The organism is Enterobacter sp. PP-008-ECC_S150 (assembly GCF_045257065.1).
GTDB lineage: Bacteria > Pseudomonadota > Gammaproteobacteria > Enterobacterales > Enterobacteriaceae > Enterobacter > Enterobacter chengduensis.
In genome coordinates this window covers 22,164-35,048 of record NZ_JBJHHG010000034.1, presented here as the reverse complement: position 1 = coordinate 35,048, position 12,885 = coordinate 22,164, and the positions used below count along the sequence as shown (strand labels likewise).

Genomic DNA, 12,885 nt, shown 5'->3' with positions numbered 1-12,885 from the left:
CGGCTTTAGCGCGGTGGTCCCACCTGACCCCATGCCGAACTCAGAAGTGAAACGCCGTAGCGCCGATGGTAGTGTGGGGTCTCCCCATGTGAGAGTAGGGAACTGCCAGGCATCAAACAAGTGAAGAGGCCATCCGGAAGGATGGCCTTTTTGCGTTTCTGCGCTATACAAACTAATCCCCCAACGCCCTGCTTATACGGTAAACTACCTGCGTTTTTGCATCAGGATAGCGTCTATGAACCACTCCCTTAAGCCCTGGAATACCTTTGGCATTCAACGTAATGCTAATCACATTGTACGTGCCGATACCGCACAGCAGCTGCTGGATGCATGGCAAAGCGCAACAGAAAAAAACGAACCCGTACTGATTCTGGGCGAAGGAAGTAATGTCCTGTTTCTCGACGATTTTGCGGGCACGGTAATCGTTAACCGCATCATGGGAATTGATGTGGAAGAGCGTGCCGATAGCTGGCACCTGCACGTGGGCGCCGGAGAAAACTGGCATCATCTGGTGCAATTTACCCTCGAAAAGGGGATCGCGGGTCTGGAAAACCTTGCGCTTATCCCGGGCTGCGCCGGATCGTCACCCATTCAGAACATCGGTGCCTACGGCATCGAACTGAAGCATGTCTGTGAATATGTCGACTGCATCGAACTGGCGACCGGAACGGCTACGCGTCTGACGTCAGAACAATGCCGTTTTGGCTATCGTGACAGTATCTTCAAACATGAATATCAGGATCGCTACGTGATTGTCGCCGTGGGCCTGCGCCTGTCGAAGAACTGGCAGCCCGTACTGACCTACGGGGATTTAACCCGTCTCGATCCGTCTACCGTTACCGCTCGCGACGTTTTTGACTCGGTTTGCCATATGCGGATGACCAAACTTCCCGATCCTAAAGTAAATGGAAATGCCGGAAGCTTCTTCAAAAACCCGGTTATCAGCGCTGAAAATGCCAGACGCTTTCTTGAGGAGTGGCCAACCGCGCCACATTACCCTCAGGCGGATGGCAGCGTGAAGCTGGCTGCGGGATGGCTTATCGATCAATGCCAGCTAAAAGGCACTTCAGTCGGCGGCGCAGCCGTTCACCGACAGCAGGCGCTGGTGCTGATTAATCAACGCGATGCAACCAGCGACGATGTGGTACAGCTGGCGCACTATGTTCGTCAGCGCGTGGGCGAAAAATTTAACGTCTGGCTGGAGCCAGAAGTCCGCTTCATTGGCCGCACAGGTGAAGTCAATGCCGTGGAGGCTATCGCATGAAGGACAATACGGTCCCGTTAACCCTGATTAGCATCCTGGCGGATGGTGAATTTCATTCCGGCGAGCAGCTGGGCGAGCAGCTGGGTATGAGCCGCGCCGCCATTAACAAGCATATCCAGACGCTTCGCGACTGGGGTGTCGATGTGTTTACGGTTCCTGGAAAAGGCTACAGCCTGCCTGAGCCAATTCAGTTGCTGAATGAAGACACAATCCGTAGCCAGATTGGGCACGGCAATGTGGCGGTGCTGCCTGTGATCGACTCGACGAACCAGTATCTGCTGGATCGTCTGCCTGAGCTGAAATCCGGCGATGCCTGTGTTGCTGAATATCAGCAGGCCGGTCGCGGCCGTCGTGGCCGGAAGTGGTTTTCACCCTTTGGTGCCAACCTCTATCTATCCATGTACTGGCGACTCGATCAGGGCCCGGCCGCTGCCATTGGCCTGAGTCTGGTCATCGGCATCGTCATGGCAGAGGTGCTTCACGAGCTGGGCGCGGATCGGGTGCGTGTTAAATGGCCTAACGATCTGTACCTCAACGATCGTAAACTTGCCGGTATTCTGGTCGAACTGACGGGAAAAACGGGCGATGCGGCACAAATCGTCATTGGCGCTGGCCTCAATATGGTGATGCGCAATGTCCAGAATGATGTGGTGAATCAGGCCTGGACTAACCTCCAGGAAGCGGGGATCGCCATCGATCGTAACACCCTTGCCGTGCGTATGATTAAAGAGCTGCGCAGCTCGCTCACGCTTTTTGAGCAGGAAGGGCTGGCACCGTTCCTGTCTCGTTGGGAAAAGCTGGATAACTTTATCAACCGCCCGGTGAAATTGCTGATTGGTGATAAGGAGATCTACGGCACTTCCCGCGGTATTGACGCTCAGGGCGCGCTGCTCCTTGAACAGGATGGCGCGATCAAACCCTGGATGGGCGGTGAGATTTCCCTGCGGAGTGCCGAATAACCGGATGGAGTGAATGATGCGAAAACCCGTCTGCATGACGCTGGCCGTCATGATGAGTGTGCTGTTCTCACCTCTCTCTCAGGCGGGTCAGGCCTGGGAGAGTTACAAGGCCCGCTTTTTCAAACCGGAAGGCCGCATCGTTGATACCGGCAATGGCGGCGTATCGCATACGGAAGGTCAGGGTTTTGCCATGCTGATGGCGGTGGCTAATGACGATAAAGCCACGTTCGATAAGCTCTGGCAATGGACAGACAGCAAGCTGCATAACAAAGAGAACGGCCTGTTTTACTGGCGTTATAACCCCGCAGAGTCCAATCCGGTTGCTGACAAAAACAACGCCGCCGATGGCGATGTGCTGATTGCCTGGGCGCTGCTTAAGGCCGATGCCCGCTGGCATGACAAACGCTACGTCGCCGCATCGGATGGCATTACAAAAGCGCTCGTTGCCCATAACGTCATCCGCTATGCGGGCTACCGCGTGATGCTCCCCGGCGTCGAGGGATTTAAGCTTGACGGTGAAGTGGTCCTTAATCCTTCCTATTTCGTGTTTCCGGCCTGGCAGGCCTTCGCCGGACGCAGTCATTCGCCGGTCTGGCACGATTTGATTAAAGACGGGAAACGGCTGCTGGAAAAAATGGGTTCGGGTAAAGCGAATCTGCCCCCTGACTGGGTTTCACTTGCATCAGGCGGCAAGCTGGCGCCCGCCAAAGGGTGGCCGCCGCGGATGAGCTATGACGCGATTCGTATTCCGCTGTACGTTGCCTGGTCTGATAAGCAAAGCCCGCTGCTGGCCCCGTGGAAAGCGTGGTTTGGTCAATTCCCCCGCGAACAAACGCCCGCCTGGGTTAACGTCACCACCAACGAATACGCTCCCTACATGATGGAAGGTGGCCTCCTGGCCGTACGTGATTTGACGATGGGGCAGCCTTCCGGGGAACCCGAAATCACCGCCAAAGACGACTACTATTCGGCAAGCCTGAAAATGCTGGTATGGATTTCCGCGCAATAATAATGCACTGACAATCCCCTCTCCCCGATGGGGAGAGGGTTAGGGTGAGGGAAAATCAGTTACTGCGGATATGGCACCCAATCGCCGCCGTTCAGGCGAACGTAAGGTTTGTTCTGGTATTGAATCACGACCGCGTTGGCGTTCTCTGAGACTTCCGCCGTTTGCGGCAGGTTGCTGGTGAGCTGATCCCAGTTCACGCTATCTTCCACAAACAGCTTCCCGTCAACGGCGCGGGCAACCAGTTCTGAGATCGCCAGATAGCTGGTCGGCTGGGTAATCTCAATCGGTGCGCCCTGATGCGGAGCCTTCATACCAAAGAATTTAATACCTGCAGGCACGTTGGTAATCGACGGGCTTGGGATGTCACGCAGACCGGACACCTGCATTCTGTCGCCCTTCAGCGCGCCGCCGTGCTCTGGCACCACAACCACCATCACCTTACGGCCTGATTTTTCCAGCTCCGTGAAGAACGCGTCCAGCTCGTCGAAGAGTTTTTGCGCACGCACTTTATAATCTGCCGTTTTGCTCACGCCCGGGAAGTGGTTACCGTCGTGAAGCGGCAGGGTATTAAAGAACGTCGCGCTGCGCGGGTTGTTGTCTTTTTCGATGGTCTGCAGCCAGCGCTGCAGGACAGCGGAATCGTCATAGACGGGCGAACCGTCGAAGCCCAGCAGTGAGACCGGAAGACCGGTTTGATCCATCAGCGGCGCCTGCATGCCACCCTCTTCGCGCACCTCTTTCAGGAAGTTACCGAACTGGCCGTTGTGCCCCAGCATCAGGTGCTGCGTAAAGCCCAGTTTTGAGAGGTTATCGAACAGGTAACACTGGTTTCCAGCCGGCTGGTACAGGTTCTTGTGCGATGGCTGACCGCAGCTTGCACGCAGCAGACGAATTGCCGCCGGGCCGCTGTACGAGGTGGCAGAGTTGAAATCTTTAAACTGAATGTCGAAATGCGACCACAGCGGATGCGACATCAAACCGGCGGCATCCACGTCGGCCCAGGAGAGCGAACAGATGTTAATCACCAGCAGCTCAAACGGCTGAGCATCCGCCGGCAGCGCATCCGGGAATTTTGTTTGTCGCTTATCTTCCGCGGTATAGAAACTGGAAAGCCACGCATTAAGATTGGTGGAGGTCGGCGGCGCGGTCTGGGTTGGGATATCGCCCACAACAGGCGTATCGGCAGCCGTTGTCACGGTTGCGGCTGCGCTTCCTCCCGTAGTGGTCACCGTGGTTGTCGGCTGTCCGGCAGGCCACAGCGAGAAGCCTGGTCCCGCGAGCGTGAGCACGTTAAGCCAGATCATAATCGCGACGACAAACACCGTTACGCGGATCCACTGGGACAGGAACAGCCACGCGACCAGCAGCACAAATACCGCGCCAATCATCTGCCAGTTAATAAAGCGCTCGGTCAGATCGAGGATATAGCTGGCGCTAAAGCCCGCGACCTGCGAACCCTGGCTCATAATGCTGTCCGGCCCCGGAAGCCAGGTATCATGCCAGAACAGCGCAAAGCCGAGAGGGATGGCTACCCAGTGACGTAATCGATGCAGCCTGATATTCGGCAGCGGCATCAGCAGGAAGGCCATAAACACCAGGTTGAGAAGGGGATGGAAATTCAGGTAGCCTGCCCACAGCAGACCAAACTTCACCAGAAAGTAGAAGTTCCAGCCGGAAAGGCCGCGCCAGTATTGCCAGAGCGGCGAGGGTGACGAAGCGGTATAGGAAGAATTAGTCATGTTTTCGGTCTGCCTTGACGTGTGATGCCCGTGTCAGTGTTCCGGCTGGTTTTACATAGCGAGGTTTGATAAACAGCACCCTGGCCGTATCCCGGATACGGCGTATGGAATGGCGCGCATAGTAGCCAAGCGGGAAAAAGATCAGCGCACAGAATATAACCATTTGAATAATATCGCTGATATTCATGATGATGCGTTCTCCGCGTTGTCTGTTAATAAGCGAAGGGGTTCCGGCACCCGACGCCAGATATGTCCGTCATGTCTGGCATTGAGGATCGGTTTGGCATTGCTTGCGATAACGAGCGGTTTAGCCCATTGCTCAGGCTGGAGCGCACGCATCTGCACCAGCTCCGCGCTGATAGTATTATCTTCGAACCAAATCATACGGTTCGAGAAAATATCCCCGGTCGGCAGGGGGAAGATGTGGTTCAGCGCCGTATCGAGATCGTTTACCCGGCAGAAGGACAAAAACAGCACCAGGCGATTGTCGCCAATGGTCATGATATCGCCTGTACGGTTGGGGCGACATAGGGTGAGGGCCTGCTCAACGCGGATCCCCGGTACCGGACGCAGGGCAACCATGACCCCTTTTCCGTCAGCGGGAAGAAGCGTATTGCTCATCATGTTCCCGACGGCGTCGCAGAAGGTATCCCATTTTTGGTATCCACGCAGCTTCATCGGCTGCGTCATGGAGAGCAGCGTGGAAATATCTTCCGGTACGTGGCGGCTAAACTGCTGGCCCTGAACGCTTTCGATAAGCGTGAGGCAGCGCGATAACGGCGCATTCCAGGGAATAACCATATTGGCACCGCAGCCCAGAAGCAGGCGCTCATCGGTGGCGCGCAGGCTGGTGTTATTTTCGCGTACGATGATTTTCAACGCACTGCCGCGCTGGCGGCGTAAGGTGTGGATTTGCCTTGCCAGCGTCTCAATCTGGTTATTCTGCATCAATGAGAAAATAAGCGTTGCCGCCTGGGTTGTGCGGGCTTCGTGGAAAAGGTCTTCGTTAGATTCAAACAGTGACCAGTTTTCCGACAGGGCGGGCGCCCCCTCTAACACCGCGATGTGGCTCAGGATGCGCTTTTCATCACTGCGCGGTTGCACCACGGTTTCTTCCTGCTGTGCCAGGTGCCACTCACCCTCGATATGTTTCAGCATAAGCTGTTGTCGGGCGCTCACGCCTTTTTCGTTACACCAGAAGGCAATATCGTAGAGATAGCTGCCCGCCTGATCGCGAACGCTTGCCAGACCGAAAAGGGAGCGATATTCGCCCATTAAAAGCGAGAACAGCTTGTCATTATTACTGCCGGGATTGACTATCAATAGCGTGCAATTTTGAAATTTTGCCCATTTATTGATTTTTTCCAGCCACTGCAGCAGTTTTTCTGCAGGGATATTTTGCAGGACGTTATTTGCACATTTAAGAATCACTAAATAGTGATCCGGATCAATAGTGCACTGAACGTCGCGGGACAAAAAGTGTAGACTATCCGCGTCCGCCGACATAGAAAATAAGCGCACCGTCTGGGGACCGCGATCGTTTTCCAGCGTGATAATTTTTTTCGGGTCTTCGCCCATGCTAATGACGGCCACGCGGGAATCCTTATCCTGGGCAGCAATTGTCTGGTTTACCAGACTGATAGCATCGTCATTACGGTCCGTATTAATCCACCAGACTCCTCCGACTGGCATGTGGCTCAATTCGTCCCATAATGACTGGATGCCAATAGAAAATATGGAGTCCACGGTGTCCCTCTTTTCGACTAATTTATCTGTATCTCAGTTTACTAGCGAAAGCGTAGAAATAAACCTAACATTGAAATTAAAGAACATCAGATTTAGCATGTAAATCAAATTTGATGGGCAGGAAGCCTCGCTACTTCTGATCTTGCGATTTTACTCAAAGGGATAGAAAGAATGGATAATAATGAGCCCGGTACCCCAGTCGACTCAACCCTGGGCTACACATTCCAGAACGATTTTCTGGCGCTGACGCAGGCCTTTTCTTTACCTGAAATAGATTACACCGATATTTCCCAGCGGGAACAGTTGGCCGCGGCTATTAAACGCTGGCCGTTATTAGCTGAATTTGCCCATCAACAATAAGGGAGCCATTGATGGCCATACTCGGATTACAGGGTGTCCGTGGGGGTGTGGGTACCACATCCGTTACCGCGGCGCTGGCGTGGTCATTACAGCTTTTAGGTGAATCGGTGCTGGTCATTGACGCCTGCGCCGATAATTTGCTGCGTATGTCGTTTAACGTCGATTTTACTCGTGAAGAGGGCTGGGCCCGCGCGCTGCTTGACGATAAGGACTGGCGGGATGCCGGTATGCGCTATACCTCCCTTCTTGACCTGCTGCCTTTTGGTCAACTGACCACCACGGAACGCGAGAATGAAGCTGCGTACCAGCGCCTGTTTTCCCAGTTCACGCTTGCGCTGCAGAGCCTGAAAGAAAAGGGCCACTACAAGTGGATCCTGCTTGATCTGCCGCACGGTGCCGGCACGCTGACCCGACAGCTCATCGCGCAGTGCGATCATATCCTCTCGATCGTTAACGTCGATGCCAACTGCCATATCCGCCTGCATCAGCAGGGGTTACCGCAAAATGGCCATATCCTGATTAACGATTTGCGTATTGGCAGCCAGATCCAGGACGATCTGTATCAGGTCTGGCTGCAAAGCCAGCGCCGCCTGCTTCCTATTGTCATCCACCGTGATGAAGGAATGGCGGAATGCCTTGCGTCGAAACAACCGCTCGGCGAATACCGCAGCGATTCACTGGCGGCAGAAGAGATCCTGACGCTGGCTAACTGGTGTCTGCTGAACTTCGCCAACAGGGCGGAGCATGCAGGGAGTGCTGTATGAGTCGTCTCGCCAGCTGGTTACTCATCCCTCCGGTCAGTGCGCGCTTGAGCGAACATTACCGGCATTTTCGCCGACACGGTGCGTCGGCATTTAGCGCCGCGCTCGGCTGTTTCTGGATGATTCTGGCCTGGACCTTTATTCCACTCGAACACCCGCGCTGGCAGCGCATACGTGCACGGCACGATGAGCTTTATCCACACATTAATCCCGATCGGCCGCGGCCTTTGGATCCGGCGCGTTATCTCATTCAGGCCGCCTGGCTGGTCGTGACCTCGTCGCAGAGAGAACGCCAGACGCCGCGCTGGCGCAGCTTCTCCCGCGTGCAGCAGCTGCGTGAACGCTATCATCAGTGGCTGGATAAATTGCCTGACAGCGTGACCGACAGGACCAGCCATCTGGATAACCAAAAAGAGCTCGGGCACCTCCACCCGGGCCTGCGGCGTTTTATCCTCGGCGTGATTGTCGTGTTCTCGCTCATTCTGGCGCTGGTCTGTATTACGCAGCCTTTCAACCCGCTGGCGCAGTTCACCTTCCTGATCCTGCTGTGGGGCGTGGCGCTGCTGGTTCGCCGTATTCCGGGCCGCTTCTCGGCGCTGATGCTCATTGTGCTGTCGCTAACGGTCTCCTGTCGCTACATCTGGTGGCGCTACACTTCAACCCTGAACTGGGACGACCCGGTCAGCCTGGTGTGCGGCCTGGTGCTGCTGTTTGCGGAAACCTACGCCTGGATTGTGCTGGTGCTGGGCTATTTCCAGGTCATCTGGCCGCTCAATCGCCAGCCGGTTCCGCTGCCGAAAGACACCACGACGTGGCCGACCGTCGATCTCTTCGTGCCGACCTACAACGAAGACCTGAGCGTGGTGAAGAACACCATCTATGCCGCGCTGGGCATCGACTGGCCGAAAGATAAGCTCAAGGTCTGGATCCTGGACGACGGCAACCGTCCGGCATTCCGTCAGTTTGCGCAAGAGGTGGGCGTCGAGTATATCGCCCGTCCGACGCACGAACACGCCAAAGCCGGGAACATTAACAACGCACTGAAGTATGCCACCGGGGAGTTTGTATCAATCTTTGACTGCGACCACGTGCCGACGCGCTCGTTCCTGCAGATGACCATGGGCTGGTTCCTGAAGGAGAAAGAGCTGGCGATGATGCAGACGCCGCACCACTTCTTCTCGCCGGACCCGTTTGAACGTAACCTTGGCCGTTTCCGTAAGACCCCGAACGAAGGCACGCTGTTCTATGGCCTGGTGCAGGACGGAAACGACATGTGGGACGCCACCTTCTTCTGCGGCTCCTGTGCGGTTATCCGCCGAAAACCGCTGGATGAAATTGGCGGTATCGCCGTCGAAACGGTCACCGAAGATGCGCACACCTCGCTGCGCCTGCACCGCCGTGGCTATACCTCGGCCTACATGCGTATTCCGCAGGCGGCCGGTCTGGCCACGGAGTCACTGTCGGCGCACATTGGCCAGCGTATTCGCTGGGCGCGCGGCATGGTGCAGATTTTCCGTCTCGATAACCCGCTGATAGGCAAAGGGCTTAAGCTGGCGCAGCGTCTTTGCTACGTCAACGCCATGTTCCACTTCCTGTCCGGTATCCCGCGGCTCATCTTCCTGACCGCGCCGCTGGCGTTCCTGCTCCTTCACGCCTATATCATTTACGCGCCCGCGCTGATGATTGCGCTGTTCGTTCTGCCGCATATGATCCACGCGAGCCTGACGAACTCGAAGATACAGGGTAAATACCGCCACTCCTTCTGGAGTGAAATCTACGAAACGGTGCTGGCCTGGTACATCGCGCCGCCGACCATGGTCGCGCTGATTAACCCACATAAAGGGAAATTCAACGTCACCGCGAAGGGCGGTCTGGTGGAAGAGGAGTACGTCGACTGGGTGATCTCCCGTCCGTATATCTTCCTGGTGCTGCTGAATATTGTGGGCGTCATCGCCGGGATCTGGCGTTACTTCTACGGCCCGCAAAACGAAATCCTGACCGTCTTCGTGAGTATGGCCTGGGTCTTCTACAACCTGATTATTCTCGGTGGCGCGGTAGCGGTGTCGGTGGAGAGCAAACAGGTTCGTCGTGCGCATCGCGTTGAAATCTGCATGCCTGCGGCGATCGCCCGTGAAGATGGCCATCTCTTCTCCTGTACCGTCCACGACTTCTCTGACGGTGGTCTGGGGATCAAAATCAACGGCGAGGCGAAAGTGCTGGAAGGGCAAAAAGTTAACCTGTTGCTTAAGCGCGGCCAGCAGGAGTATGTCTTCCCGACGCAGGTTGTTCGCGTGGTGGGTAATGAAGTCGGTCTGCAGCTGATGCCGTTGACCAAAAAGCAACATATCGATTTTGTGCAGTGTACGTTTGCCCGCGCGGATACGTGGGCTCTCTGGCAGGACAGCTTCCCGGAAGATAAACCTCTGGAAAGCCTGCTGGATATTCTGAAGCTGGGGTTCCGTGGCTATCGTCACCTTGCAGAATTTGCCCCGTCGTCGGTGAAATTAATTTTCCGGTCACTTACTTCGCTGGTTTCCTGGGTCGTGTCGTTCATTCCTCGTCGTCCTGAGCGGGATGAGGCGAAGCAGGCGGACCCGGTTATGGCTCAACAATGATGATAACGCGATGAAAACTAAACTTTCCTGGTTATGTGCAGTGGCAATGGGGATGAATGTCTTCCCCGCAACAATGGCTAACGCCGCTCCTGATAACGCAGCGGCGACGCCTGCGCCAACGGTACCCGTCGTCGCGCAAGCAACCGATCCGGTTGTCACCGCGGCACCCGGTCAAACAGAAAACATCATGCCGAACCAGCCAGCGGAGGGTAACACCCTGCCAGCAGACGGCCAGGTCATCGGGCAGGTGATGCCGGGCGTCCGGGGGGCGAATGCGCCCGTCGTTGCGGAGAATGCGCCGTCACGGGACGTGACGCTGACCTTCGCGCAAATTGCACCGCCTCCGGGCAGCATGGTGCTGCGCGGCATCAACCCTAACGGCGGCATCGAGTTTGGCATGCGCAGCGATGAGGTCGTCTCTCATGCGATGCTGAACCTTGAATATACCCCGTCACCGTCGCTGCTGCCGACCCAGTCTCAGCTGAAGGTCTACCTGAACGACGAGCTGATGGACGTACTGCCGGTCACGAAAGAGCAGCTGGGCAAGAAAACCCAGGCTCAGGTGCCGATCAACCCGCTGTTCATCACCGACTTTAACCGTATCCGCCTGGAATTTGTCGGCCACTACCGCGATGTCTGCGAAAACCCGGCCAGCAACACGCTGTGGATGGACGTCGGGCGTAACTCCTCGCTGCAGCTGACCTACCAGTCGCTGGCGCTGAAAAACGATCTCTCCGCGTTCCCGGTTCCGTTCTTTGACCCGCGGGATAACCGTCCGCTCACGCTGCCGATGGTGTTTGCATCGTCTCCGGACGTGACCCAGCAGCTGGCGGCCACTATCGTGGCGTCCTGGTTTGGTTCACGCGCTGGCTGGCGTGGACAGAGCTTCCCGGCGATGTACGACAAACTGCCGGACAGAAACGCCATTGTGTTTGCGACCAACGCGAAACGCCCGGCCTTCCTGCGCGATCACCCGGACGTCAAGGCGCCGACCGTCGAGATGATAAGCCACCCGGAAAACCCGTACGTGAAGCTGCTGGTGGTCTTTGGGCGTGACGATAAGGATCTGGTGCAGGCCGCAAAAGCGATTGCCCAGGGCAATGTCCTTTTCCGCGGCGACAGCGTCGTGGTGGATGAGGTCAAGCCGCTGCTGGCCCGTAAACCTTATGATGCGCCAAACTGGGTACGCACCGACCGTGCAGTTACCTTTGGCGAGCTGAAATCCTATGAAGAGCAGCTGCAGGCAACGGGGCTGGAGCCCGCGCCAATTAGCCTGTCGCTGAATCTGCCGCCGGATCTGTACCTGCTGCGTACCAACGGCATTGATATCAACCTGAACTACCGTTATACCGCGCCGGCCACCAAAGACAGCTCGCGCATGGATATCAGCCTGAACAACCAGTTCCTGCAATCCTTCAGCCTGCAAAGCACGCAGGATACCAACCGTCTGATGCTTCGCCTGCCGGTGCTGCAGGGGCTGCTGGATGGGAAAACGGATGTCTCCATTCCGGCGCTGAAGCTGGGTGCGATAAACCAGCTGCGTTTTGACTTCCAGTACATGAACCCGATGCCGGGCGGCTCGGTTGATAACTGCATCACCTTCCAGCCGGTGCAGAACCACGTCGTGATTGGCGATGAGTCGACCATCGACTTCTCGAAGTACTATCACTTCCTGGCGATGCCGGACCTGCGCGCCTTTGCCAACGCGGGCTTCCCGTTCAGCCGCATGGCCGATCTCTCTGAGTCCATTGTCGTGATGCCAAAAGCGCCGAACGAAGAGCAGGTCACGACCCTGCTGGATGCCATGGCGACCGTCGGCGGACAAACCGGATTACCGGCGATTAACGTCACGTTGACGGACGATGGCAGCCAGATTCAGAACAAAGATGCTGACATCATGATAATCGGTACCATCCCGGATAAGCTCAAGGATGACAAACGTATCGATCTGCTGGTGAAAGCGGCCCAGTCATGGGTTAACACGCCGATGCGCCAGACCGAGTTCCCGAGCATTATGCCGGACGTGAACGACCGTCAGGCCAGCGCGCAGACGACGGTAACCTCTCAGGGGGCGATGGCCGCGGTGGTGGGCTTCCAGTCCCCTTACAACGACCAGCGTAGCGTGGTGGCTCTCCTGGCGGACAGCCCGCGCGGGTATGAACTGCTCAATGCGGCCATGAACGACAGCGGTAAACGTGCCGCGATGTTTGGCTCCGTGTCGGTGATCCGTGAGTCCGGCGTCAACAGCCTGCGCGTGGGTGACGTGTACTACGTGGGCCATCTGCCGTGGTTCGAACGCCTGTGGTATGCCCTGGCTAACCATCCGGTTCTGCTCGCTATCCTGGCAGCAATCAGCGTGGTGTTGCTGGCATGGGTGCTGTGGCGTCTGCTGCGCATCATCAGCCGCCGTCGTCTGAACCCGGATGAGTAAG

Annotated in this window: 10 protein-coding genes and 1 rRNA gene; 8 read left to right on the top strand and 3 right to left on the bottom strand. The window is 56.4% G+C overall.

The genetic code is table 11. The annotated features are described in order from the left end of the window. The 4 genes from rrf to ACJBF3_RS24290 form a co-directional block, all read left to right on the top strand. Positions 1 to 111 (top strand): 5S ribosomal RNA (gene rrf / locus ACJBF3_RS24305); the annotation flags it as partial. Between the two features lie 124 nt (positions 112 to 235). Beyond that, positions 236 to 1,264, top strand: coding sequence for a UDP-N-acetylmuramate dehydrogenase (gene murB / locus ACJBF3_RS24300; RefSeq protein ID WP_045331353.1), 1,029 nt, complete (start codon positions 236 to 238; stop codon positions 1,262 to 1,264). Then, positions 1,261 to 2,223: a bifunctional biotin--[acetyl-CoA-carboxylase] ligase/biotin operon repressor BirA gene (birA, locus tag ACJBF3_RS24295; RefSeq protein WP_045331352.1), complete on the top strand. Its 963-nt coding sequence runs from the start codon at positions 1,261 to 1,263 to the stop codon at positions 2,221 to 2,223. The genes murB and birA overlap by 4 nt, the downstream gene beginning before the upstream one ends. A 16-nt stretch (positions 2,224 to 2,239) precedes the next feature. Beyond that, the gene (locus tag ACJBF3_RS24290; RefSeq protein ID WP_045331351.1) at positions 2,240 to 3,232 is read left to right on the top strand and encodes a glycosyl hydrolase family 8; all 993 of its coding nucleotides are present in this window, start codon (positions 2,240 to 2,242) and stop codon (positions 3,230 to 3,232) included. 59 nt (positions 3,233 to 3,291) lie between these two features. On the opposite strand, the gene bcsG is transcribed toward ACJBF3_RS24290, so the two are convergent. The 3 genes from bcsG to bcsE are packed head-to-tail and all read right to left on the bottom strand — an operon-like array spanning position 3,292 to position 6,717. Continuing rightward, positions 3,292 to 4,971 (bottom strand): cellulose biosynthesis protein BcsG, encoded by a 1,680-nt coding sequence (bcsG, locus tag ACJBF3_RS24285; protein WP_045331349.1) that lies wholly within the window; start codon positions 4,969 to 4,971, stop codon positions 3,292 to 3,294. Next, positions 4,964 to 5,161, bottom strand: coding sequence for a cellulose biosynthesis protein BcsF (bcsF, locus tag ACJBF3_RS24280; RefSeq protein WP_045331348.1), 198 nt, complete (start codon positions 5,159 to 5,161; stop codon positions 4,964 to 4,966). Before bcsF ends, bcsG begins: the two co-directional genes overlap by 8 nt. Then, positions 5,155 to 6,717 (bottom strand): cellulose biosynthesis c-di-GMP-binding protein BcsE, encoded by a 1,563-nt coding sequence (gene bcsE / locus ACJBF3_RS24275; RefSeq protein ID WP_045331347.1) that lies wholly within the window; start codon positions 6,715 to 6,717, stop codon positions 5,155 to 5,157. The genes bcsF and bcsE overlap by 7 nt, the downstream gene beginning before the upstream one ends. Before the next feature lie 171 nt (positions 6,718 to 6,888). On the opposite strand from bcsE, the gene bcsR reads away from it, so the two are divergent. From bcsR to bcsB, 4 genes are read left to right on the top strand one after another with little or no spacing between them, the layout of a single operon-like run. Further along, positions 6,889 to 7,077, top strand: coding sequence for a cellulose biosynthesis protein BcsR (gene bcsR, locus ACJBF3_RS24270; protein WP_008503237.1), 189 nt, complete (start codon positions 6,889 to 6,891; stop codon positions 7,075 to 7,077). An 11-nt stretch (positions 7,078 to 7,088) separates the two neighbouring features. Beyond that, positions 7,089 to 7,841 carry a cellulose biosynthesis protein BcsQ gene (gene bcsQ / locus ACJBF3_RS24265; protein WP_045331345.1) on the top strand — a complete coding sequence of 251 codons (753 nt, stop codon included), beginning with the start codon at positions 7,089 to 7,091 and terminating at the stop codon, positions 7,839 to 7,841. Then, positions 7,838 to 10,453: a UDP-forming cellulose synthase catalytic subunit gene (bcsA, locus tag ACJBF3_RS24260; protein WP_045331344.1), complete on the top strand. Its 2,616-nt coding sequence runs from the start codon at positions 7,838 to 7,840 to the stop codon at positions 10,451 to 10,453. The genes bcsQ and bcsA overlap by 4 nt, the downstream gene beginning before the upstream one ends. A 10-nt stretch (positions 10,454 to 10,463) precedes the next feature. Then, positions 10,464 to 12,884, top strand: a complete 2,421-nt coding sequence (bcsB, locus tag ACJBF3_RS24255; protein ID WP_045331342.1) for a cellulose biosynthesis cyclic di-GMP-binding regulatory protein BcsB — start codon at positions 10,464 to 10,466, stop codon at positions 12,882 to 12,884. The last annotated feature ends 1 nt before the right edge of the window (position 12,885 follow it).